The sequence below is a fragment of the Sphingopyxis sp. 22461 genome (assembly GCF_052044915.1).
Taxonomy (GTDB): domain Bacteria; phylum Pseudomonadota; class Alphaproteobacteria; order Sphingomonadales; family Sphingomonadaceae; genus Sphingopyxis.
The window spans coordinates 150,358-175,293 of sequence record NZ_JBQENY010000003.1; the positions used below are offsets into that span (position 1 = coordinate 150,358).

Below are 24,936 nucleotides of genomic sequence, written 5' to 3' on the forward strand. Positions count from 1 at the left end.
TCGTATCGCCCTCCCGTTATTCTCTGTTCCACTGGTCCTAAATTTGCTCGATCAGGCCGCCGCCATATTGTGAAGATCCACTGCCAGCGGCTGGCTGGCCGGGAACGCCACATCGGGCGCGATCTGTTGATCGAGGAACTGCGCCAGATCGAAAGCGGGCGTCTCACCGGCCGCGATCTGCACCGGTTCATGGCCGCCTGTGACGGCGTGGATCAGCTGATCGACCGCGCTGCCGCCGCTCTCCAGGACCTCGGCAAGCACCGCAGTCGCCGCCGGATCATGCACCGCGGCATCCGAACCCGCGGCAACCGCATCGGCGGGCACCGCCGCCAGCGCGAGCAGACCGTCCATCACGCCCGGATCGAACGAGCCGCGATCCGCGATCATGTCGGCCAGCGAATCCGAGCTGTCGGCGTCGGCATTGTCGGTGGTTTCGCTGCGCCAGCCGCTGTCCTGCGCGCCGTCGATCGCGGCGGGGCTCGCGTCGTCGGAATGCAGCGTGGCCGATGTGTCGGGCGCGGCGGTTTTCGGCGTTTCGGCAAGGCCGTCGCTGGCGGCGCTCGAAGGCGCGGCCGTCGCCGCAGCATCGATGGATGCCGCTGCGACGCCGCCGTCGGCCTGGTCGATACCCGGCTCGTCCTTCGCCGCGACGATCGGCGACGCGCCGTTGTCGGGCTGCGCGCCCTGAATCCCCACGATCAGCGACGCGGCGACCAGCGAGCTCGTCAGCGCCTGATTGCCCGCAGCGCGCTGGACGTCTTCCGCCTCGCGCGCCGGTGCGCGGGCACCGAGCTGTGTGTCGAGCTGAACTTCGATATAGTCGCCGCTCGTGCCGTCCTCGCGGGTGAAGCCGCCGCGTGCGGTCACCGCTTGGCCATCGACCTGCTCATCGGTGGGGGTGGCACCCGTCGCAATCGAGGCGATCCCCTGATCGGCAAGGCTCGAAAGCTCGCCCGCATCGCTGACGCCGTCGGCGTTGGCGTCCTGCCAGATCAGGAGGTTGGCAAAAGCCGCGTCGGCCGCGTCGATGATGCCGTCGCCATTGCCATCGAGCGAAGCGAGCGCCGCGACGCCGCTGGCGAAATTGCCGCCACCGAAGCCGGGGGTGAAAATCTCAGTCCCGCTATCGATCTTGCCATTGCCGTTGAGGTCGACCGCCAGAATGCCGTCGTTCGACGAATTCCACGTTACCCGATCGGCCGCACCGTCGGCATTGATGTCGAATGCCGCGGTCGCGCCAAAGGCATAGCCGTCGCCGCCCAGATCGAGGATGATCGGGTCGGCGGTTCCGACGAAGTTGGCGGCGGAAAGATTGCCGTAACCGACACCGTTGATCGTCATGATATGTTCGACGGCCATCCCGCCCTGGGTGGGGTTGGCCGAGCCGGTGATCGACACCGAATAGATGCCCGCATTCGCCGAACCGCCCGTGCCCGAATAGACGATGAACGTATAGATCCCGACCGGAATGCCGTCGGTTGCGCTCTGAATGAAACCCTCGATCGTCGATCCGTCGCCGTCATTGCCAAGCGAACCCGTCACCCAGGCACTATTGACCAGTTCGACGACTTCGACCCCGGCGCCGATGGTGGTCTGCGTTGCCGTCACGGTCACGAAGCTGCCGTCGGTGCGGCTGGTGCCGCCCATCGACACCGCGATCCGGTCGTTCGTCGTCGAGAAATTGCTGACGGTGGCGACCGTGTTGTCGCCAAACCCCAGGGCCGTGTGGCTAAAGACGATCTTGTCCACTGCGCCATCGCCGTTGCCGAGGTCGACCGTCCAGGCGCGCGTCGTCAGCGCCGCGGCGTTGATGGTGACCGTATCGCCCCCAGACCCGGCGTTGACCACGCTGTTGTTGCCGGTGCTCGCGGTGAGTGCGTCGCCGCTCGCCGACCCGGTGATTGTCATCGTCTCGGTCTGGGCGCCGAGGTTGATCGTCACGCCGGCCGCCGCTCCCGATGCGGAAACCGTCTCGACATTCACCAGCCTGCCATCGGCGAGGCCGTTGAGGTCGGCCGAGGTCGAGGTGAGTGCGATCGTATCGCTGTTGTTCGCGCCAAGGTCGATCGTCCCGGCCGCCTGGATGATCGCGTCGAGCTGCGCGCCGGTCAGCGTCAGCGTGTCCGCACCGCCCGAGCCGGTGAGGTTGCTCGTCTCGACATTGCTGACCGTCGGCGCGCCTGCGGCGGAAATATTCACCGCGCCGCTGACCGCGACGTTCAGCGCGTCGGCGCCACCGGCAAGGTCGATCGTGCCGAACGACGCCCACTGCGCCGCGGACATCGAGACTGTGTCGATACCGCTGCTGCCCGTCAGCGTTTCGACGCCGCTGATCGTGCCGCCCGCGAAATTGACCGTCGTGGCATTGGTCAGCAGGATGGTGTCGCTGTTCGCGCCGCCGTTGATCGTTTCGCCCGCCCCAAATTCGCCATTGGCGAGCCAGAAAATATCGTTGCCGATACCACCGGTCAGCGTGTCCGAACCGGTGCCGCCCGAGATCAGGTCATCGCCGTCGCCACCGTCGATGATGTCATTGCCTTCCTGGCCGAAGACGATGTCGTTCCCGGTGCCGGCATTGATTGTGTCGTTGCCGCCGGTCCGTCCGCTTTCCTGTGCCAGCGCGCTGTAATTCGTGCGGATATAGGCGATCGTATCCTGACGGGTCCAATCGGCGCCATTGAGTCCGGGATCGATCGATTCCAGATTTGCCCGACCTTCGAGCGTCTGGAAGACGGCCCAGCCCGACCCGGCGGGAAGGCTCACGCCCAGCTGGGTCGCCAGCGTATCGGTGAACAGGACGTCGCCGAAGATCACGTCGCCCCCGGCGCCGCCGTTGATGGTGTCATTCGCCGCGGCGGCGAGGTCGGTCGAGCCGCCCAGAACCTGGAGCACGGCAGCCAGTTCTTCGGCCGAGGTCGCGTTGGTCGCGCTGCCCGTCCCGCCCGATGCAACGCCGTCCTCGACATCGCTGAGCCGTGCAAGCAGCGTCGCATTGACGTTGATCCCGATCGAATCGATCGAATAGCCGGTCGCGAGTATCTGCTGCGGCTCGTTCGAGCCGTCGGTGCCGAGCACCTGGTCCATCGCATTCTGGACGTTGGTGGCGTCGGAATCGCTGCCGTTGCCGCCAGTATTCCATAGGGTTGGAAGACCGTCGGAAACGAAGACGACCTTATTGATGTCGGCGCCGACAATGCCGTTCCCGCCGTTGATCCAACTCAGCGCATCCTGGAGGCCGTCTTCATAGTTGGTGCCGCCGCCCGCCGACATGTCCTCGACCGCCTGTTTGGCATCGTTGACCTCTTGCGTCTGGACGACCCCGTTGACGATCAGGTCGAAGGTGCCAAGATTGTCCCCATCCGCGTCGAAATCGATGATCGTGATACGGATGTCCTTGGCCCCCGACGCCGCCAGGCTGTCGATCAGCGCCTGCACACCATCCTCAAGCGCTTGTTGCCGCGAGATCGTGCTGTTTCCGAACGGAATCTGCGTCGTCATGCTGCCCGAACTGTCAAGCACCAGAACGATATTCGCCTGTTGCCCTTCGGTGATCGTCACCGATCCCGGATCGCCGACCAGCGTATCGTCGAAAGCACCGCCCTGGATCGCGCCGTCGACCTGGCCTTGCGGATTGGCGACGACATGGTCGGTCGGCTCGCCAGCGACGTCACCGGTTGCCGAACCGATCACCAGCAGCGGTGAAGCCGTGGTGATCGCCAGCGACGCTTGCGCGGTGTCGCCGTCGCGATCGACGATGGTGACCGGGACGTTGAAGTTCACCGGGTTTTCGGTCTGCACCACCGCACCGAAGTCGCCGATCTTGAACGTATCGCCGCCAGCATGGTGGAATTCGATGCTGTTATATCCGTCGGCGGTAAAACCGGCGACGACGGTATTCGCGACGACACCGGCGACGGTCGCTTCGCCGTTGGCGAAGGTCACGGTGAAGTTCTGGCCGCCGACATTATAGGTGCCATTCGCCGTCACGCTGAGCGTCGCATTGTTGAAGCTGATTGCGACCTTGGTGATCGTATCCTTCACACCGTCGCCGATGTCGTTGTCGGTGTCGATGTCGTCGCGCGCGACAAGCCGGACGCTGCTGCTGGAGCCGATATTCGTAAACAGCGCCGACGCGCCGTTCGCATTATAATGCGAGTCGAAGGCATGGTTCTGGTTGGCGGGCGTGGCATAGTTCGCGCCGCTGTTCGGCGATCCGGTCAGGTCAACGACGAAATCGACCCGCATCGCCTCACCAGCCTTGATCGACTGGCCATCACTGATCCCACCCGTGCCATTGTTGGTGTTCACGGTCCCGCCATCGATCCCGCCCGTCATCGGCGTCAACAGCAAGTCCTGACTGTTATTGTCGCCCGCCACCGTAAAGCCGGCCCATGACGTGTTGCCGCCGACGAAGTTGTAACTGCCGCTGTCGAAATCGACCGTCTGAGTCGAATCGAGCTTTTGGACCATCTGGACCTGATACTGGTCGGCATGGCCGGCCGGCTGCAGGCGGATGATAAAGACATCGTCGCCGTTCGGCTTTTCGGCGGTCAGAATGGTGCCACCGGCCGAGATGACGTAGTTCAGCGCCAGACCGCCCGCCGTCAGATTCTGCGCCTGGAGCGCCGCGATCGTCGCGGCGGTGAAGATCACGCTGCCCGGGCCGTCGCCACCATAATTATTGTCGACGTCATTGTCGGTATCGAGCGATTGATACACCGACGAGCCGGGGGCATTGATCAGCGCCGCGGCAAGCGGCGCGATCGCGATCGGCGAGTCGTCCTCGAGCCCGATGGTCAGCGCCGTCGCGTTGGTCACCGTCGTCGTGCCGTCGTTGACGCTGACGGGAACGACGAGCGACAGCGCGTCTTCCAAGGTCGTGTTGGGATGATCGATCGGCGCCGACAGCGTTACCGTGAAGTTGCCGCTGTTATTGATCGAAACGCTGATGATCGTATTGGCACCGACCTTGCCCAGCAGCAGCTGCGGGTTGGTCGTATCCCAGACGATCGGCTGACCGCCCGAGAACAGCGCCGTCGCCGGTGCGCCGAGCGAGAAGGTCAGAGCGTCGCCGTCGGGATCCGTCGCCGTGATCGTGCCGTTCCGGACGGTGAGGTTGGTCGTATCGACGGTGCCCGTCGTATCGGGGAAACCGCCCGCCAGGCCTTCGTCCGACACGGCGGTCGTCGCCGTCCCGATCGTCGGCAGGTCGTTCGAGCCATTGATCGTGATCGTCAGCGTCGTCGTCGACCGATCGCCATCGCCGTCGGTGATGGTGTAGGTAAAGGTTTCGGTCAGCGTCTCGTTGACCCCCAGCGCCTGCACCGTCGCATTACCGTTGTTCAGCGCATAGCTGTAGCCGCCATTGGCGTTCAGCGTCAGCGAGCCATAGGTGCCCGCGAGCGGCGTTCCAACATTGCCCGCCACCGCGCCCCCGGACGTGCCGGCGATGACGCCTGTCACGCTGGCGCCGTCGGCGCCCTGGGTGTCGGCGCTTCCGGGCGCATTGGTCGTCCCGACGCCGGTCACGACATTGCCGGTGGCGGGACTCGCCGCATCCTCGGTCACCGCATCGGTGTCGGGACGCGCGGTCGCCAAATCGTCCGAGATGGTGACCGTGACGGTGCCGGTCGCCGTATCGCCATCACTGTCGGTGGCGACGACGCCGACCGAGCCGAGGTTCGCGAGATCGTCGACATCGATGCCGGTGTGGTTGTCATGATTGTCGTTGAGCGTCGCGGTGACCGATGCATTATTGCCCACGCGCACCAGGTCGAGCGTCACGACGAGACGCGCGCCGTCCGAGCCGGTGATCTGCGTATCGGAGACGCGCACCCAGGTCAGGCCGCCGCCCAGCCCGGCAATGCTGGCCGCGAAGACGATCGAGGCGATGGCGTCCGAGCCGGGCGTGAAGACAAGCGATGCGTTCGCCGAATCGGGGCCGGCGGGGGTCGAGCCGTCGACCAGATTCTGGTCGTCGAGCGCGAGCGTGATCGATCCGCCCCCAATCGGATTGGCGCCGTCGGTCAGGCTGATCGCCTGCGTCGACGTCGCCGGATCGCCGTCGCCGTCGGTGATCGTGTAGCTGAATCCCGCATTCACCGCCGCGGCATTGCTCACGGGGTTCGGATCGAAGGTCCATGCGCCGGCCGCAGTGAAGGTGTAGACCCCGTTCGCCGTGGTAATCGTCGTCGTGCCGACGGCATTGATCGCGGTGGTCGTCGCCCCGATCGTCACCGACGTCACCGTCGCGCCATCGGCGCCGCGCGTGTCGTTGGTCAGCAGATTTCCTCCGACCGCAGGGCCATCTTCGGCGACGACGATGTCAGCATCGGGCCGCGCGGTCGGGACGTCGTCGATGATATTCACCGACAGCGTGCTGCTGGTCGTATCATTGTCGACGTCGGTTAGGGTGACGACAAAATTCTCGAACAGGCTGTTCTCGCTGGCGCCCGTCGCATGGGCCTCGGCGGCAGCCAGCGTGTAGCTATAGCTGATCTCGCCAGTTGCCGCATTATAAGCCGTGATATTCAGCGTATTGCCGAGCGGGGTAGGAATCGTCGCCGGCGTGAACACGCCATTGTTGATGACCTGCACGCCATGGATAGTGAGGTTCGCGACGCCGTCGGGTGCCGAGATATTGAAGGTGCCGGTCTGGGTGAGCGATTCCTTCGCCGTATCCGAACCCGCGGGCAGGTCGTCTTCATCGACCGAGACATCGCCACCCTGCGCCTCGGGCACCAGGTTGGTGATCGTCACGCCGTCGTCGGTGCCGGTCAGCGTGACCGTCAGCGTCGCGGGGTCGCTGTCACCGTCCTTGTCGGTCAGGGTGTAGGTAAAGATGTCGGTCAGCGTCGCCCCGGGCGCCAGCGCGTTGATCGCGGTCTGGCCAGCGGCGGTCAGCGTATAGGTCTGCGTGCCGTCGGGGTTGAGCGTGATCGTGCCATAGGTGCCCGTGAGGCTGGTGAAGGTGCGGCTGCCCAAACCGTCGGCGCCGTCGGTGTCGTTGGTGTCGACGTCGAAGATGACCGAGATCGGGCCGCCTTCGGTGAGGCCCGCTATATCGTCATTCGCCACCGGCGCATCGTCTTCGAATACCAGATTCTGGCCGATATTGGCGGTGGCGGTCGCCGTGTCGCCATCGGCATCGGTAACCGTTGCGGTCAGCGTGATCAGATTGTCGGCCGACAGGCTCGTCGGCTGATCGGGTCCGCTGTTCGGCGTGTGGACCACCGCGCGACTCTGGTCGAGCGTGACCGTGCCGTTCGCCGCGACGCTGACCGTGAAGACCAGCTCGTTCGAGGTCGAGGTCCGGCCCTCGACCACGCCGCCGACGACGCTGAGCACCACCGCCTGGTTCGTCAGCGTGTCGACAAGACCCGTCGGTCCGGCCGTGATGCCGAGCGCATAGGTCGTCGAATTCGTCGCCGCGCCATCGGCGCCAAAGGTCGGGGTAAAGACCGATGCGAAGCTGAACGGCGCGTCGGTGCCAAATGCCGATTCATCGACCGTCAGCACCGGCTGCGTGGTGTTGGCAACCACCGTCGGCGCATCGTCGTCGAAGCTGATCTGGAGTGTGCCGGGCGCCGTCGATCCGTCGCTGTCGCTGACGGTGAAGCCCAGCACCACCGTGGCGTCATTCTCGTCGCCGCCCGATGTGTGGAGGACATTGTCGACCAGCGTCACCTTGTACGCGCCGGTCGTGGGGTTGGTGACCTCGACGGTGAACAGCACGCCGCGCGGACCGGTGCCGGTCAGCGTGTTGGTGCCCGCGTTCCAGCCAAGCTGGACCGATTCCTGGCCGACAATGACGAACAGGCCGTTCATCGCGGCGAAGTTCACCGAACCCGGGCCGTCGCCACCGAAATTGAGGTTGAGCAGGCCGCTGAAGGTCGCCTGATTATTGTCGCCGTCGCTGTTCGGATCGGTCAGGTCGCCGGCTGTGCTGGCGGGATTGCCGCCGGCGAGCGCATCGTCGTCGACCGAAGCCTGCGTCTGGCCCGCGGTCGGGACGTTGGCGTCAGTGACCGTGAAGCTGATCGACGCGGTCGCGGTGTCGTTGTCACCATCGGTGACCGTGTAGGTCGCGGCGGCGCTGCCGGCGCCGGTCACCGATGCGTCGGCGGTGAAGCTGTAGCTGCCGTCGGCCTTCACCTTGATCGTGCCGTGGCCGATATCGAGGGCCTGCGAGAAGCCGTCGCCACCGAAGACCAGCGCCGTGCCGTTGATCTGGGTGACCGTCGCGCCGTCAGCGCCCTGCACGAAGTCGAGCGTGCCGGTGACCGTCGCGCCCTCGGCGACATTCTGGTTCGCTTCGGGCGAGGCGGCGGGCACGTCGTCGGTGATACGGATGTCGATCGTCGCGCTGGCGGTCGACCCGTCGATGTCGGTGACGGTCACGCCGACGCTGTCGTTGCGATTATCCTCGCCCGCTGCCGGATGGTCGGTGCGATTGTCGTTCAACGTGTAGCTATAGGTGAACGTCCCGCCGATCACCGAACCGTCGGCGCCGGTCACCGCGGTGAAGCCGGTGACATTGAGCGTGCCATAGGCGCTCGCAACCGACTGCGGCGTGAAGGTGCCATTCGCGACGACGAGCGTCAGCGGCACGCCAAGCGGCACGCCGTTGAAGCTGGTCAGCACCACATTGCCCATGCCATCGGGGGTCGACACGGTGAAGCTGTCGCTGTCGGTCAGGCTGTCGGGGGTCGTGTCCGAGCCCGCAGGCTCGCCGGGACGCGCCGGCAGATCGTCTTCGTCGACGAACAGTTCGGCGCCCGCAGCGTCGAGGCCGGTGATCGTGACGCCGTCGTTGGCTCCCTTGATCGTGATCGTCAACGTCGTCGTCGCTGGATCGCCGTCGCCGTCGGTGATCGTATAGGTGAAGATCTCGGTCAGCGTCTGACCGGCCGAAAGGCCCTGCACCGGCTGCGCCGCATTGTTGAGGACATAGCTATAGCTGCCGTCGGCGTTCAGCGTCAGCGTGCCATAGGCGCCCGCCAGCCCCGCGCCCACGGCGCCGACCGTCGCACCGAAGCTCACACCCGTGACGGTCGCGCCGTCGGCGCCCCTGACGTCCGCATCACCATCGGTCGCATTGCCGTCGGCGCCGCCCATACCGGTCAGCACATTGCCGTCGGCGGCCGACGGACCATCCTCGGTCACGCTGTCGGCGTCGGGCTTGGCGGCCGGAACATCGTCGGTGACCTGCACGGTGACAACGCCCGTTGCAGCGTCACCGTCGGTATCGGTCGCCTGCACCGTGACGGCGCCGAGCGCCTGCGTCTGCGCCGCCATCGCCAGCGCGTGGGGCAGGTTGTCGGCAAGCGTGACGGTAACCGTGGCGATTCCCGACAGGCCGGGCGGGATCGATGCGGGGGCCGTCAGGCTGATCGTGATCGCGGCCGGACCACCCAGCGTGAGCGAGCCGACGATCGTCTGCCCTCCGGGCGCCATCGACCAGAAAAGATCGATGCCCGTCCCGTCGAGATTGGCGACAAGCCCGGCGACGCCGGTGAAGGCGAAGCCCGAAAGTGTGTCCGAGCCCGCGGAGAAAATGAGGTCGCCGCTGGTCATTTCGGCGGGGCTCGCCGGGTTGCTGCCGATCGCATTGATCGCGGCTTCGTCGACCGTGAGCGTGATCGGGGAGGCGTTCTTCGGGTTCGCGCCGTCGGTGATCGCGATCGTCAGGCTGTCCGACGTCGGATCGCCGTCGCGGTCGACCGCCGACAGGGTGAAGCTGGCCGACGGATTCGCGGCGTTGTTCTGGTTGCCCGCGGCGGCAAAGCTGAAGGTGCCGTTGGCGTTGACCGTCAGCGTGCCCGTCGGCTGGGTGATCGACACACTGCTTCCGGGGGCAAGCGACAGCGTCGCGCTGCCCGCGCCGAAGCTGACATTGACCGACGAGACGCCATCGGCGCCCCGGTCGAGCGTCCACGTACCGGTCGCGGTCGCGCCTTCGACGACGGTCGTCGGCGTGTCGGAGACATTGAGCGTCGGCAAATCGTCGACGATCGTCACGCCGAACGAACCCGACGCGGTGGTGCCGTCATTGTCGGTGACGGTGAAGCCGATCCCCGCAAGGAAATCGCTATCCTCGCTGCCCGCCGCCGCCTGGTCGATCGCCTGCGACAGGCTGACCGTATAGCCATAGGTGACCTGCGTCGCGCCGGGCCCCGCGGTCGGGATCGTCAGGCTGATGCGGATCACGTCGTTGCCGCCGACCGAACCGACAAGATCGTTGCCGACCTTGTCGAAGGTCACCGGCACGCCGCCAACGGTCAGATGCGTGTCGAGCGCGGCGCTGTCGTTGAGCACCAGCGAGCCCGCGAGCGTCGCGGGGACGTCGCTGCCGAAATCGACGGTAATCGTGCCGTTGGCGCTGGCGCTGCCGGTCGAGGTGACTTCACCGGACAGGCCGTTGTCGGCATTGGCGCCCACGAGGCCATCCTCGTCGACGGTGACATCGGCGGTCTTGCCGATCTGCGGCGCCGAATCGGCGACGAGCGTGATCGTCGCGGTGGCGACGTCGGTGTCGCCGTCGCCGTCGCCGTCGGTGATCCGGTACTGGAAGCTAACGCTGCCTGTTTCCTGCGCACCGGGCGTGTAGGTGAAGCTGCCATCACCGTTGTTGACGAGCGTGCCGGTGCCGGTGAGCGAACCCGCGACGAGCTGGACCGCCGAAGGCTGGACGCCGTCGGCGCCGCGCACATCGTTGGCGAGCACGTCGATCGTGACCGGCGCATTTTCGACCGTCTGCGTCGTACCATCGTCCGCCGCGGTCGGGACATCGTCGATGATCCGGACGTCGAGGCTGGCGTTGGCGATCGATCCGTCGCTGTCGGTCACGACAACCGCGAAACTGTCGCCGACGAAGTCCTCGCCCTGGCTGCTATGCGTCAGCGTGTTGTCCGAAAGGACATAATTATAGGTGAAGGTCCCGCCGATCACCGAGCCATCGGCGCCGATCACCGGCGTGAAGCCCGTGATGTTGACGGTCCCCAGCGGGCTCGTCGCGGTGCCCGCGGTAAACACGCCGTTCGTCACGACCTGCGTGCCGCCGATCGTTACATTGCCCAGCCCGTCGGGGGTCGAAACGGTGAAATTATCCGTCTGCGTCAGCGCCGCCGCATCGGGCGACGAACCGTCGGACAGGTCGTCCTCGTTGACGACAACCTCGGCGCCTTCGGCGTTCAGACCATTGATCGTGACGCCATCGTCGGCGCCGTTGATCGTGATTGTCAGCGTCGCGGTCGACGTGTCGCCGTCGCCGTCGGCAATCGTGTAAGTGAAGGTCTCGGTCAGCGTTTCGCCCGCCGAAAGGCCCTGCACCGGCTGCGCCTGGTTGTTCAGCACATAGCGATAGCTGCCGTCGGCGTTCAGCGTCAGCGAGCCATAGGCGCCGGCAAAGGCCTCGCCCAGCGAGCCGCCCGCGACGGCCGTGACCGTCGCGCCATCGGCGCCTTGAGTGTCGGCGACCCCGTCGGTCGCATTGGCGTCGCCGCCACCCAAGCCCGTCAGAACATTGCCATCGGCAGCCGGCGGATTGTCGCCGTTTCCGCTATCCTCGGTCACGCTGTCGACATCGTCGCGCGCGGTCGGAACATCGTCGATGATGCGCACATCGATGCTGTCGGTGCCGGTCGATCCGTCGCTGTCGGTGACGACCACCGCAAAGCTGTCGATGACATTGTCCTCGCCCTGCGCACCGTGGGTCAACGTGTTGTCGCCCAGCACATAATTATAGGCGAAGGTGCCGCCGATCACCGACCCGTCGGCGCCCAGGACGGGCGTGAAGCCGGTGATGTTGACGACCCCGAGCGGGCTCGTCGCGGTGCCCGCGGTGAACACGCCGTTCGTCACCACCTGCGTCCCGCCGATCGTCACATTGCCCAGCCCGTCGGGGGTCGAGATCGAGAGGCTGCCGGCCTGCGTGAGCGCCGCGGCGTCGGGCGACGAGCCGTCGGCCAGATCATCCTCATCAACGGTCAGGTCGCCGCCTTCGGAATTGATGCCATTGATTGTGACGCCGTCGTCGGCGCCGTTGATTATGATCGTCAGCGTCGTCGTCGACGTGTCGCCGTCGCCGTCGGTGATCGTGTAGGTGAAGGTCTCGTTCAGCGTCTGCCCGGCCGCGAGGCCCTGCACCGCCTGTGCCGCATTGTTGAGGGCATAGCTGTAGCTGCCGTCGCTGTTCAGCGTCAGCGCACCATAGGCGCCGGCCAGCGGTTCGCCCACCGCGCCGCCCGCGACCGCGGTCACGGCCGCGCCGTCGGCGCCCTGCACGTCGGCGACGCCGTCGGTGCCATTGGAATCTTCGCCGCCGCTGCCGGTCAGCACGTTCCCGTCGGCCACCGTCGGGCCATCCTCGGTCACGCTGTCGCTGTCGGCGCGTGCGGTGGGCGTGTCGTCGACGATATCGATGTCGAGCGTGTCCGTCGCGGTGTCGCCGTCGGCGTCGGTGATGACGAGGGCGAAACTGACCGTCGTGCCGTCGCCGTCGAGCGTGTTGTCGATCAGCGTATAGGCATAGGTGATCGAACCCTCGCCCGTCGCGGCGTTGAAACTATAGCCGGTGACGACAAGCGTCCCGGTCGCGTCGCTGGAAATCGTCTGCGGCAGCGATCCGGGCGTCACCACGACGCCGCCGATCGACACGCTGCCGACGCCGTCGACCGCGGTGAAAGTGATTGTGCCGCTGGTCGAGGCGTCGCTGCCGCCTTCGCCGCCAGCAAAGGCCGAACCCGGCGCCTCACCTTCGCGCGGGCCGAGGTCGGCCTCATAAACGACCGTCCCGCCATCACCCTCGCCATCGCCCGGGACGAAGGTGATGACGGTCGGCGCGTCGGCGATACTGATGGTAAGGGTCGCCGTCGACGTATCGCCGTCACCGTCGGTAATCTGATAGCTGAAGACGTCGTTGACGCCGCCGGCGGTGCCCGGATTCCGGACATAGGTGTAGCCGCCTTGGGCATTGATCGTCAGCGTGCCATACTGGCCCTGCACCGTGCCCGGCGCCGAAAATCCGCCTTCGCCGCTCGCAGCGCGGATCCCCGTCAGGCTCGCGCCGTCGGCGCCCGGCGTGTCGGCGCCCGCCGCCCCGCTGGTCGTGCCCGTTCCGGTCAGGACATTGCCCGTCTCGGGCGCAAAGCTGCCCGCGGCGACCCGGTCGGTGTCGCCCCGCGCGGTCGGCACGTCGTCAACGACCGAGACGGTCAGCGTCGCGGTCGCGGTGTCGCCGTCATTGTCGGTGACGACGACGGTGAGCGCGTCGGTCAGATTGGCGTTCGCATTGGTATTGTCGGTGAGCGTGTAGCTGTAGCCGACATTGCCCGGCGTCAGGCTGGTGATCGTCAGCTGGCCAAGCGGCGTCGTGATGACCTGGCCGACCGCCGTAATGGCGATGCCGTTGATCGTGATCGTGTCGAGACCGTCGCCGGCGTCATAGACGATCGAACCCGTCGTGGTTTCGCTGTTCGCGGCGCTGTTGCTGCCCGCAGGCTCGTTGCCACGCGCGGGAAGCCCGGCTTCGTTGACGCTGGCGGTTGCGGCGGTCAGCCCCGCGGGCTGATCGGGCGTGACGATCAGAATCGTCGGTTCCTCGTCGGAAACGGCCGGCAGCAGTTCGCGGTCTTCGGGCTGCGGAAACGCAAGCTGCGTGTAAGGCAGCAGGTCGCCGAGCGCATAAGCATCCTGGATCGGGCCTTCGGGATCGGCGAAATTGCCGCCCGAGCTGCGGACGCCGGCTTCGGGGTTCAGCTCGCCCAGATTCTCCAGCAGCTGCGCCACCGTGCTCGCCGGCACCGTATCGCCATCGACGACGATCGACGGAACATCGACCGCACCGCCGGGAATGATGAACACCTGACCGTTCGGCAGGGTGATGACCAGGTCGGTTCCCGAAATCGTGATATCGTCGATCGATGCGCCCGCGGGCAGGACGACGCGGCCGCTTGCGTCGGGAACGAGGATCGCCTGGATCGCCAGCGGTATGATCGACGCGGCGGCGGTCACGTTCGCCGCGGCGGCAAGAAACTCGCCGCCCGGTGCGGCCCGGCTCGACTGCTCGTTCGATGCGCCGTCGCGCGCGGGACCGGTGATTCCATTACGCGCCGGATTGTCGAAAGCATCCATGTCAATTTCCCTCGAACGCACCTCGCCCTGCCGCAAAAACGGCACAGCAAAATTTCCACCAATGTCAGTGCGACCCACTGTCCGAGCGACTCGGACCTTCCCCACCCATTAGGAAACATGGATTCCCGGGACTCCGCAAGCGCGTTAACACATTTTTAGCAATCGCTAATTTTGGCTGAACGGCCAATCATTCTTCCGCGGTCTGGAGAATAAAATACAACGTATATTCAATGCGATAATCCGGCCGCCTTTTCAGGATCGCCCGCCGCGAAAGGCGTGCCGCCGTCCCAATTAGAACCACAAATTAACACGGCTCGTCGCATCCAAGGCGCCGTCGAGGCGGCGAATCGCCCCGGCGCTCCGCGCGGCGTTAAGTGGGTCCGACCCGATCTTAGCGAGGCCAGTTGCGCTCGACTGGCGCACCCGAGAACCGCGGCGAAAATGCAATATTAAGGGTTGCCGGGCGATAAGGGATCACCAAAGGAGACGTTGGTGAGATCCTTGCTGGCGCATATCGCGAACCCCGTCGAAACGACCGATCGCAGGCGAACGAGCCGCCGCACCCTCCGGCTCGATGTCGCGGCGCGCACGGCCACGGCCGAATCCGCGGTGATCATCCGCAACCTGTCGCGGACCGGCCTGCTGATCGAAACCGGAGCGGGCTTTTCCATCGGCGAAACCTTCCTGCTGGTCTTGCCGGAACTCGGCGCCGCCCCCGCGCGCGTCGTTCGCCACGACGGCAGGCTCTTCGGCTGTGAGTTTCTGACGCCCGTCCCCGCGAGCGCGATCAGCGCGGCGCTGCTCAAAGCAGCCCCCGACGAGGAAGCGGACGATATGGCCGATGCGGCGAGCGCGAGCGATGCCAACGAACTTTATGCGCGGCGGCCGTCGAGCGCGATCCTGTTCACGGCGCTGACCGCTTTGTTCACGGCCGTGGCTCTTCTCTTCGTCTTTGCCCTCGTGTCGCTGAACTTCTCGGCGGGCTGAGCCCCGGGCAACTGCTCGACGCGCGCAAGTCAATCTGGCGGACGGATCAGCGATCCGACCCTCGATATTGCGCGTTGTCCACCTGTTCCATCCACGTCACCGATTGCCCGTCCTGTGCCTCGGCGATCGCCACATGAACCATGCTGTCAGTTGCGCTTGCACCATGCCAATGCTTGACGCCCGGCGGGATCCAGACGAGGTCGCCAATGCCGATCGGCTGCACGGGGCCGCCCCAATGCTGGACCAGCCCGCGGCCCTCGGTCACAATCAGCGTTTGACCGAGCGGGTGACTGTGCCAGGCGGTCCGGGCTCCCGGCTCGAAGGTCACGATGCCGCCGCCGGTGCGCGCGGGAAGCGGGCGCTGGAAGCGCATGTCGACCCGGACGGCGCCGGTAAAATTGGCGGCGGTGCCGGCTACCGACGGCTGCGAGCCAGCCTTGGTCACGACGACGGCGTCATTCGTGGATGACGGGGGCTTTCCTTTCTGCGCATCATTCTCGGCGAAGACTTCGCGTGCGACGCCAACCGCGGCGATTGCGTTGGGCCAGCCCGAATAGAAGGCAAGCTGCGTGATCGTCTCGACCAGTTCCGCCTCGGCAACCCCGTTCTGGCGCGCGAGCCGCATATGCGAACGAAGCTGTTCGGGGCGGTTGAGCGCGATCAGCGCCGCGACGGTGATCAGGCTGCGGTCGCGCTTCGCCAGGCCGGGCCGCTCCCACACATCGCCGAAGAGGACATCGTCGGTGAGTTCGGCGAGCTTGGGCGCGATGTCACCCATGAGCTGCTGGGCACGCGATTGTCCGGTTCCCATCGAAGAAGCCTCCTGTGACTGCGCCTGAGCGGGAATGATAGCCATGCCGATCAGCAGCCCCGCCACCGATGCGATTTTAACGATGTTCATGATCAATTCCTTGGAGTGGCGGGCGAGGCAGACCGGCGGACTGCCGACCTACAGCGTCCGCGCGAAGAATGGCGACAGCTTGCCCATCGCGGCGTCAACATATTCGGGAACCCAATAGGTCTCGATGTGCGTGGCGCCTTCGATCGTGAACAACGCCTTGTCGCTCGTCCCGCTGGCCTTCGAGAAAGCCTCCTCGGTCATGTAGAGGCTGTCGGCCTTGCTGCCCGCAATCATCAGCAACGGCTGGTCGATCAGGTCGATCTGATCGGTGGCATCCCAGCGCATCAGGTCGAGCAGGCCGCTCATCGTATATTTGAAGGTCGAATTCGGGTGCGCGTGGGTCCGCCAGTAATATTCGTAACCCTGCCGGTACATTTCGAACGGCAGCGCCGCGATCTGCGCGTCGGTCATGTCGGCATCGCCGGCATAAAGGATTTCTCCCCCCGCCATCTCCTGGGCACGCGCGGCCGAAGCCCGCCGCAACCGCTCCCCGATCGTATCGAGCTGCGAGTCCGCAAAGCCGTTGCGGCGCACCCGGCCAGAGTTGAACATGCTCAGCGTCGCGACCGATTTGAAGCGCTTGTCGGTTTTTGCCGCGGACAGCGAGTATCCGCCGCCACCGCAAATGCCGAACAGGCCCAGCCGCGCGGCATCGACGCCCGGGTAATGCGTGATGAAATCCGCCATGCCGTGGATGTCCTCGATGCGGCATTGGGGCTTGTCGACGCTCCGCGGCTGGCCACCACTCCCGCCCTGGTAAGCGGCATCCGCGGTGATCGCGACATAGCCCTGTTCGGCGAGACGCTGCGCATAGAGACCCGCGACCTGTTCCTTCACCCCGCCGTTCGGATGCGCGAGAATGATGGCAGGATAGGCCATTGCCGGATCATAGTTTGCCGGCGTGTAGACGTTCGCGACGATGTCGACACCGTTCAGCCTGTATTGGACCGGGTGGATATTGACCTTACCCGCCACGTTCTGCGTGATCGCGCCGCGATAGACGAGTCCCAGCGGGTTCCGGTTGGTGTTGGCGGTCGAAGGGGTGGCACTGGCCATTGCGGTCGCTCCTGACATTGCGCCCGAAAATAGGAGCGCGGATGCGCCGAGGAACGCGCGCCTCTGGGTGTCGATGGGTCGGTCGGTCATTCGAAATCCAATCCTGAGGCGCTCAATCCAGCTTCTTCTCGGCAAGGAACCGCGAGACCTGCTCCGCGATCTCGACATTGTTGAGGTCCGACATCAGGAAATGCGTGTTGCCGCGAATGCCGATCTCCGGGAGATGCACCAGCCGCGCGTCGCCGCCGCGCTTGTTGATGGCGTCGACCCAGAGCCGGGCCATCGCGAGCCGCACCCGCCAATTGTCCTGTCCGCGCTCGGCGGTCGGCTCGACCGGGAAATTGTCGCCATAATAGATGATGATCGGAATGCGCGTGAGCTTCTCGAAATCCGCCAGCGGCACCGCCTCGGGCGACAGGGTGCCGGCGGCGCTCGGCATTGCCGGGGGTAGTTCGCCTTGTGGAAAGATGAAGCCGCTGCCCGGCTCGAACGCGACGATCGCCTTGACGTTCGGGTTTCGGATCGCGGTCAGCCAGCCAGGACCACCGCCTTGCGAGTGGGTGAAAAGGATGCCCGGCCCGGTCCGGTCGAACAGTGCCGACATCGCATCCGCGATGACCCCGGCATCATAAGGACCGGTGTTCGGCGTCACCGAGCGGAAGAACTGGTCGAGCGTCTCGGGCCTGCGGTCGAACTGCACGCCTTCGAAATAGTTTGGCCATTTGCCGATCCGGAACTGATCGAAGAAAAGCTGATCGTTGGGCGCCGGCTCGATCGTCGCCGCGACGCTGCTGTTACCGGCGCGGCCGCGGCGCGGCTGATCGACCAGATAGACCGGGAAACGGCGGCGAAGGAACAGCGTCTGAAAGCCTTCGCGGCCGTCGGGCGCCGTCTCCCAGCTGCGCGCCGACTGAAAGGCACCGTGCAGCATGACGATCGGTAGCGCCCTGGAGTTCTGCGGCGCCTGGTAAAAGGCATAGAGATGATCGGCGTGCAGCGTCTGTCCCGCGGCGGTGGGTTTGTTATTGTCGTATGCGCCGGGGGTGGCCGTCACCGTGCCGCCGACCGCGAAACTGCCTTGATCCGCGATGATCAACGGATCGGCCTGCGCCGCGTGACTCATTGCGGCGGGGGCCGCGGCGATGCAGCAACAGATCCAAAGCGGCATGACATATCTCTTCCGGCGACTCATCGGACGCTCCTTGGCGAAGGGGAAGCCACCTTTTACCGCAAAGCCCCTCGTGCAATTAGCCGCGCAATGTGAGATGAACTTGTGAATAGTATTCAGCAATGGAGAGGCGCGTGCCGCGGCAGAATCTGGCAGATCTCGAAGCCTTTGCCGTGGTCGCGCAGGAAGGGAGCTTCACGCGCGCGGCGGCGCGCCTTCGCGTCTCGCCCTCGGCGCTCAGCCACCGGATGCGCAAGCTGGAGGCGCGGCTCGGTCTCCGGCTTCTCGCCCGGACCACGCGCCGCGTCGCGACGACCGAGGCCGGGGAGCGGCTGCTCGATGCGCTGCGCCCGGCCATCGAAACGATCGACCGGCAGCTTGCCGAGCTCAGCGAGCTGCGTGAGCGCCCCTCGGGAAACATTCGCATCACCGCCTCGGACCATGCGACACGGACCTTGCTCTGGCCGGCGATCGACGGCTTTCTCAGGCGTTATCCGGATATCAAGGTCGAGATCAACGCCGAGTCCGGGCTCACCGACATTGTCGCCGAACGCTATGACGCGGGCGTCCGGCTTGGCGAACAGGTCGCCAAGGACATGATCGCGGTACGGATAGGGCCGCCGCTGCGCATGGTGGCGGTCGCGGCGCCCACCTATCTGGAAGTCCATGGAATCCCGCAGACCCCGCACGATCTTACACAGCACAAGTGCATCAACCTGCGCATGTGGAGTTCGGGCGGCCTTTATGCCTGGGAGTTTGAGAAGGATGGGCAAGCCGTCAATGTTCGCGTCGAGGGACAGGTCATATTGAACAGCGGCCATTTGATCCTCGAGGCTGCACTAGCGGGGCATGGCATCGGCTTCCTTATGGACGATTATGTCGTCCAAGGCGTCGAGACGGGCCAGCTGCTGTACATACTTGAAGACTGGTGCCCGCCATTCGACGGCTACCATCTCTATTATCCGAGCCGCCGGCAACCGACGCCGGCGTTCAGTCTGCTCGTAGAAGCGCTACGTTATCGGCCGACGTGAGCGGCCCATGCCGTTGCTCTTTGTCCACGGCGTGGCTCCAACGCGCCCTCCGAAGCCGGCGCGCATCGCCGAAAGCAGCTTTTCGGTCCGAAGGCCAGGTCTGGTGCAGCCCCGAACGTCATGGCCAGATCACCGGGATCCTGCCGGGCGTCTGAGCGCCCTGCAACAGCGTGCTTGGCTTCTGCCGACCGCAACCTGTATAGACGGGCTATGGATTTTACCACTCGCACGCCCGGACGCGGATCAAAGCTTTCGACTGGATCCGCGGCCGCCCGGCCCCGCGGCTCCGACGAAGAAAATGACCGGTCTCCGCCTCGTTACGCCGCCATCAAGCAGAGCATTTGCGATGCCGTTCGCGACGGGCATCTGAAGCCGGGAGACCGGGTGCCGTCGGAAGCCGAGCTGGTCCAACAGTTCGACGTGTCGCGCATGACCGCCAATCGGGCCCTACGCGAGCTACAGGCCGCGGGCGTTCTCGTGCGCCGCGCGGGCAGTGGATCGTTCATCGCCGAGCCCAAGCCGATCGGCCAGATGATCGAAATCCGCAATATCGCCGAAGAAATCCGGGAGCGCGGGCATATCTATCGGGCGCGCGTCGTGCAGAATGACGAGATACGCGCCAATGCCGACATGGCGGCGCTGCTCGAGGTTCCGATCGGTACCAGGCTGTTCCACTCGATCATCGTGCATCATGAAGCCGAGTTCCCGATCCAGCTCGAAGAGCGTTTCGTGCTCGCGTCGGCCGCCCCCGACTATGGCAAGATCGACTTCACGCAGATGACGCCGAACGAATATCTGACAAGGACGGCGCCGCTCGAGCGCGTCGAGCATCGGGTTCGCGCCGAGATGCCCGACGCGCGCACCCACAGCATGCTGGGGCTCTCGGACGGCGAACCCGTGCTGCGGATGACGCGCCGGACATGGAGTCATTCGCGCCTCGTCAGCCACGCCTGGCTGACGCATCCCGGATCGCGCTTCGAGCTGTCGGCCGCCTTCTCGATCGACGACTGACCGCGGGCAGGTCAGGCCGCGCTGCGGGTGACGACGGGTTTGCGGCGTCGGCGCAGCCAGCGAAAGTCGGCGCGGCTGAAACTCTTGAACAGCAGGTAGAAGCCGGTGCCCGAGAGCCATAACGCGCCGAAGGCGACGAAGATGATCAGCGGGTGGTTGAAGCTCTTCCGGTTCACATAGTCCATATTGTGGAGCATCCAGAAGAAATCCCAGGTCCGCCATGTGTCGCCGCGCATGACAAGAAAGCGCGCGGTGTCGAGCGAGACATAGGCGCTGCTATTCTCGGCATCGGCGAAGTCGACCCGCCACATCGCGCCTTCATGATCGCGCGATTCGAGGTTGGGCTTCGCGAGCACGCTCACCTTACGGATCGGCGCCTCGTTCATCATCGATGCGATGTCGCGCGCCATCTGCTCGTCGACATGGACCGTCTCGCCGCTCGTCGCATCGACGAGGCGCGTGCCCTTGGTCGTGCGAAGTTCATAGATCGGGCGCGCGCCGAGATCGCGCAGAACGATCCCGGTGACGGGTTCGTGGCGCGGCAGCGCCGCAACGTCGAAATATTCGCCGGCCGGCAGCGGGTGCGCGTGTGACATGCCGCCGCCGTGCCCGCCGACCTTGTCCTTGTCGAGCAGCGCCATCACCGAGCCGCTCAGGGCCCAGAGCAGGAATTGAAGTCCGAGGATCAGGCCGACCCATTTGTGGATGCGCCGGAAAAATAGCGGCGTCAGGCGTATCTTCTTCATGCCTTCTTCCCTTTGCGGCGCTTGAAAGACCAGATCAGCAGCCAGGCCCCCGTGAGCGCCATGGCAAAGGCGCTCCATGTCGCGACGCGAAGCAGCGGATTGTTGACGTCGGTCCGCTCGTCATAATCCATGATGTGCAACATCCAGGCGAAGTCGAAGACGCGCCAGAGTGCGTGGCGCCGCGAAATCAGCTCGCCCGTCTGCGGCGAGAGGTAGAGCGTCGGGCGGTTCCAGCCCTCGAACTCGACCTGCCAGTAGGGCGGCTCCCGCGACTGCATTTCCTGCGGCGCCTTGGTCAGCAGGCGTACCGACACGATCTTGCCGTCGCCGGTGTAGATGCGCCGCGCCTGCGCGCGGACCTGGGACTCGGTAAGCGCAGGCAGCGGCGCACCCGAGCGGGCATCGAACAGCCGCGCCCCCTCGGGAGTTTCTGCGCGCCAGACGGGGCGATCGAAGAACCGCTGCAAGCGAACCTCGGACGCACCGGGCGCGGCCGCAACGATCCGCGACGGCGGCGCCAGGCCCGCCAAGTCGAATGATTGGGTCATCGGCGCGCGCACGAGATGGTCGCCATGGATGGTGTCGATATGCACGACCACCATGTAGAAGCCGGTCAGCGTCCAGAGCAGAGCCTGGACGCCGACCACCAGGGCCAGCCATTTGTGCGTTCGCCGGACGAGCAGAGGCCAACGGATCGCCATGTCGATACCCTCAGAAAGCCGTCCGGAAGCCGACGTAGAAACGCCGTCCGAGCAGGTCATAGGTCATCGTGTCGGTGTTCGCATCGGTGAAGCTCTGGATATAGGGCGCCTTGCGATCGAAAAGATTGTCGACACCGACCTGGAAGCGAGTCTTCTCGTCGATTTCGAAAGCGACCTGGAGATTGTGGTAGAAGACATTGGGCGTGCTGTAGCCGATTTCGCCGGGTGCCGCATTGAAGTCGGTCGCCTTGCCGACCCACTGCGTCGACCAGGTCGCGCTGACACCATCCTTTTCAGCGGTCAGCACGCCATAGCCGCGCCACTTCGGATAACCACCATTGCCGCCGCCGATAAAGCCGTCGAAGTCGATCGGCGCGCCGCCCGGAAAGGGCAGGACGACATATTTGTTGAGATACGTCAGGTTGACGTCGAGCGAGATATTCACGCTGCCGATGCCGCCCGCATATACGAGGCCGAGATCGAGCCCGTTCATCTCCTCGCGGCCGGTATTGATCGGCTGTGCGGAGAGGAATGTCACTTCGCCGGTCAGCGGGCTGCGCGTGAAATCATCGCAGAACGGATGCGCCAGGTTCGTACTCGCGTAGCAGATGGCGAGCTTCGTCGAGCCCGGAATCGCGCGGATCGCGTCCTTGATCTTGATGTCGAACCAGTCGGCGGTGAGCGACAGGCCCGGGATCAGCCCCTTAGGCGAAACGACCGTCCCGACCGTCCAGGTGGTCGAACTTTCGGGTTTCAGATTCTCGTTGCCGCCGACGGTGGTGAGGATCGTCGTGCCGAGCTGGACATAGTTTGCCGGCACGCCCGACGCCTGACAATTGGCGATCAGCCCGGCATTGCCGCTGGTCGAATAGCGCGAGCACGGATCGGTCGTCGTCAGATTGCCTTCGGACACGCCGCCGAACAATTCGGGGACGTTCGGAATGCGAAAACCGGTGCCATAGGTACCGCGCAGGCGGAAGCTGTCGTTGATGACCCAGTCGAGGCTGCCCTTGTAGTTCCAGTCGCTGCCAAACAGATCATAGTTCGAATAGCGGACCGCGCCGCCCGCCGTCAGCGCCTGAAAGAAGGGCGTATCGGCAAGGATCGGCACCGACAGCTCGAGATAAGCTTCCTTGGCGGTGCTGGTTCCGGAAATCGGGCTCTGCTGGTTGGTGTTGGCGATGCCGAGCACGGTCAGCGGATCGGGATCGCGCCAGCCCTTTTCCTTGCGATAGACCACACCCGCCGCGAACGAGACGGGTCCCGCGGGCAGCTTGAACAGGTCGCCGTTGATATCGGCAGTGACCGTCGCGAGCTCATTGCCGCCGCGGTCGCGCGAGGTGAAGAGAATATAGTCGAGAACCTGCGGCGTCAGGTCGCCAAAACCGAGATAGTCGGCGCACGGGATCGTCGCACCGGCGGCGAGGCTGCACTTGGTCGTGTCGATCGTGTTGCGGACACGCTCGAGATTGGCGATGTTCGTCGAACCGTCGACCGCGGTGTTGCGACCGAACGCGCCGGCGATTTCCCATCCCCAATTGTTCGAGAGCTTGCCGCGGAGGCCGAAGGTGCCCTGCCAGGTGTCGGTTTCCTGAAAAAACTGGCGCGGGCCGGGCTCGGCGAGGCGGCGCTGGATGAGGACGATATTCTGCCCCGTCGGATTGGTGGGATTGCTCGCCGCGATCGAAAGATTTCGCAGCGTTCCGGGCGTCGCGATCTGGTTCGACTTGCGGAAGGTGTAAAGGAATTCGCCGAACGCCTCGATATCGTCGGTCAAATCATAGTCGGCGAAGAAGGCCGTGCTGACGCGCTCGACGGGGCTAACCGCGTTGAGGAACGGGTTCGAGTTGAAATTATGCTTCGCCGCGCTGTACGGCTCGAAGAAATTGCCGTTGCCGCCCAGCACCTGATTGAAGTTGATCTGCTGCCCGTTCGGCAGCACCGCGCGGCCGCCGATCGTCGAGGCGCTGTTGACGCAGCTCAGCATGCCGGGCGTGGTTTCCGCCAGCGAGCAGGGCGCGCGGCTCGCCATGTTGACCGCCTTGGTCTTCTGATAGGTGACTGCCGCCATGAAGCCGCCGCGATCATTGCGGACGCCCCAGAGGAGGTCGGCGGTAAAGTCCGACCCGTCGCCCTTTTCGGTGATACCCTGACGCACGCTGAGGCCAAGACCTTCATAGTCGGTGCGGGTCACGAGGTTGACGACGCCCGCCATCGCGTCGGCGCCGTAGATCGCCGAGGCGCCGTCCTTGAGCACATCGGTGCGTGCGAGCGCCGCGACGGGAATCATGTTGAGGTCGGGCGAGGAGTTCGCCCCGGTGCCGCCCGCGACGAGGCGGCGGCCGTTGAGCAGGACGAGGGTGCGCTTGATGCCGAGACCGCGCAGGTTCACCTGCGCCGTCCCATATCCATTGTTCGCCCAATAGGCCGAGGTCTGGTTGCCCGCGAAGCCGGCGTTGGCGGGCAAGCGCTGCAGCACCGTCTCGATATTGACGACACCGGTATTTTCGATCTGCTCGGCGGATACCACGGTCGCCGGTCCGACCCCGGCGAGATCCTGGCGGCGAATGCGCGACCCGGTCACAACGATATCGCTGCCGCTGGTCGCGCCTTCAGCGCCCGTCTCGGGTGCCGACTCGGCCTGCGCGAATGCTGGCGCGGAAATGCCCGCACAAGCCGCTGCGCCGGCGAGCAAAACTGTCCTGATCTTCATCGCGAAACCCCCTTCTGGTTGCGTTACCCACCTCAGAGAGCATCAAATGTATATACAGGTCAACAAAAAATTACGTTGAAGATCAATATCTTAGATGCGCATCGGCAGTGCGCAGCCGGTCGATATAATACGCATCCGAAGCATCTACCCCTCACGCCGAATGACATTTTTTTGAATGCGGACGGCGATGCGTGCCGGGTGTCGGCCAGGCCGTAAAAACCAAAGACTGACCCTCGCCGCCGAAGGCCGCCACGTCGGAGGCGTTCCTGCTCCCATCGGGCATTTCCATCCCCGGCGAATCGTGCGGGATGCCGGAACCGCGAGTCCCTTCATCGCTTTGGTCGTTCGCGAAGGAGCGGCGGCGCGAGATTCCGCTGCCTTCGGCCGGGCCGGGCTCGCGCCGGGTCGGGCGATGATCACCAGCTAGATAGCGGCGTCGCCTGCCAAAGCCTGGAGCGCAAGGCGGCGATAGGAGTGCATCACGATGTG

Annotated in this window: 10 protein-coding genes; 3 read left to right on the forward strand and 7 right to left on the reverse strand. The window is 65.1% G+C overall.

Annotation, left to right across the window (positions count from 1 at the left end; all coding sequences use genetic code 11):
• Window positions 1-51: 51 nt before the first annotated feature.
• A complete protein-coding gene (locus ACTJI5_RS05715) occupies window positions 52-14,133 on the reverse strand; it encodes a VCBS domain-containing protein (protein ID WP_440859658.1) in 14,082 nt (4,693 codons plus the stop codon).
• 492 nt (window positions 14,134-14,625) lie between these two features.
• Here ACTJI5_RS05715 and ACTJI5_RS05720 point away from each other — a divergent pair, with 492 nt between their 5' ends.
• Window positions 14,626-15,120: a PilZ domain-containing protein gene (locus ACTJI5_RS05720; protein WP_171013627.1), complete on the forward strand. Its 495-nt coding sequence runs from the start codon at window positions 14,626-14,628 to the stop codon at window positions 15,118-15,120.
• 46 nt (window positions 15,121-15,166) lie between these two features.
• Here the strand turns inward: ACTJI5_RS05720 and ACTJI5_RS05725 are convergent, their stop codons facing one another.
• From ACTJI5_RS05725 to ACTJI5_RS05735, 3 genes are all read right to left on the reverse strand, one after another.
• Window positions 15,167-16,021, reverse strand: a complete 855-nt coding sequence (locus ACTJI5_RS05725) for a (R)-mandelonitrile lyase (RefSeq protein ID WP_440859659.1) — start codon at window positions 16,019-16,021, stop codon at window positions 15,167-15,169.
• A gap of 48 nt (window positions 16,022-16,069) precedes the next feature.
• Window positions 16,070-17,077 (reverse strand): alpha/beta hydrolase, encoded by a 1,008-nt coding sequence (locus ACTJI5_RS05730; RefSeq protein ID WP_440859660.1) that lies wholly within the window; start codon window positions 17,075-17,077, stop codon window positions 16,070-16,072.
• Window positions 17,078-17,189: 112 nt separating this feature from the next.
• Window positions 17,190-18,245, reverse strand: a complete 1,056-nt coding sequence (locus ACTJI5_RS05735) for an alpha/beta hydrolase (protein ID WP_440859661.1) — start codon at window positions 18,243-18,245, stop codon at window positions 17,190-17,192.
• A gap of 134 nt (window positions 18,246-18,379) precedes the next feature.
• Here ACTJI5_RS05735 and ACTJI5_RS05740 point away from each other — a divergent pair, with 134 nt between their 5' ends.
• Window positions 18,380-19,276, forward strand: a complete 897-nt coding sequence (locus tag ACTJI5_RS05740) for a LysR family transcriptional regulator (protein WP_440859662.1) — start codon at window positions 18,380-18,382, stop codon at window positions 19,274-19,276.
• A gap of 210 nt (window positions 19,277-19,486) precedes the next feature.
• Entirely contained in the window at window positions 19,487-20,287 is an 801-nt protein-coding gene (gene hutC, locus ACTJI5_RS05745) for a histidine utilization repressor (RefSeq protein ID WP_058538647.1), read from the forward strand.
• A gap of 11 nt (window positions 20,288-20,298) precedes the next feature.
• On the opposite strand, the gene ACTJI5_RS05750 is transcribed toward hutC, so the two are convergent.
• From ACTJI5_RS05750 to ACTJI5_RS05760, 3 genes are read right to left on the reverse strand one after another with little or no spacing between them, the layout of a single operon-like run.
• A complete protein-coding gene (locus ACTJI5_RS05750; protein WP_310250548.1) occupies window positions 20,299-21,033 on the reverse strand; it encodes a PepSY domain-containing protein in 735 nt (244 codons plus the stop codon).
• A complete protein-coding gene (locus ACTJI5_RS05755) occupies window positions 21,030-21,734 on the reverse strand; it encodes a PepSY domain-containing protein (RefSeq protein ID WP_440859663.1) in 705 nt (234 codons plus the stop codon). Before ACTJI5_RS05755 ends, ACTJI5_RS05750 begins: the two co-directional genes overlap by 4 nt.
• Before the next feature lie 10 nt (window positions 21,735-21,744).
• Complete coding sequence (locus ACTJI5_RS05760; protein WP_440859664.1) at window positions 21,745-24,447, reverse strand: TonB-dependent receptor domain-containing protein; 2,703 nt, start codon at window positions 24,445-24,447, stop codon at window positions 21,745-21,747.
• Window positions 24,448-24,936 lie beyond the last annotated feature (489 nt).

Excerpts from the sequence above, each read along its gene's own strand:
- ACTJI5_RS05715 (WP_440859658.1), bottom strand. The coding sequence starts at position 14,133 with ATGGATGCTTTCGACAATCCGGCGCGTAATGGAATCACCGGTCCCGCG.
- ACTJI5_RS05725 (WP_440859659.1), bottom strand. The coding sequence starts at position 16,021 with ATGAACATCGTTAAAATCGCATCGGTGGCGGGGCTGCTGATCGGCATG.
- ACTJI5_RS05730 (WP_440859660.1), bottom strand. The coding sequence starts at position 17,077 with ATGGCCAGTGCCACCCCTTCGACCGCCAACACCAACCGGAACCCGCTG.
- ACTJI5_RS05735 (WP_440859661.1), bottom strand. The coding sequence starts at position 18,245 with ATGCCGCTTTGGATCTGTTGCTGCATCGCCGCGGCCCCCGCCGCAATG.
- hutC (WP_058538647.1), top strand. The coding sequence starts at position 19,487 with ATGGATTTTACCACTCGCACGCCCGGACGCGGATCAAAGCTTTCGACT.
- ACTJI5_RS05750 (WP_310250548.1), bottom strand. The coding sequence starts at position 21,033 with ATGAAGAAGATACGCCTGACGCCGCTATTTTTCCGGCGCATCCACAAA.
- ACTJI5_RS05755 (WP_440859663.1), bottom strand. The coding sequence starts at position 21,734 with ATGGCGATCCGTTGGCCTCTGCTCGTCCGGCGAACGCACAAATGGCTG.
- ACTJI5_RS05760 (WP_440859664.1), bottom strand. The coding sequence starts at position 24,447 with ATGAAGATCAGGACAGTTTTGCTCGCCGGCGCAGCGGCTTGTGCGGGC.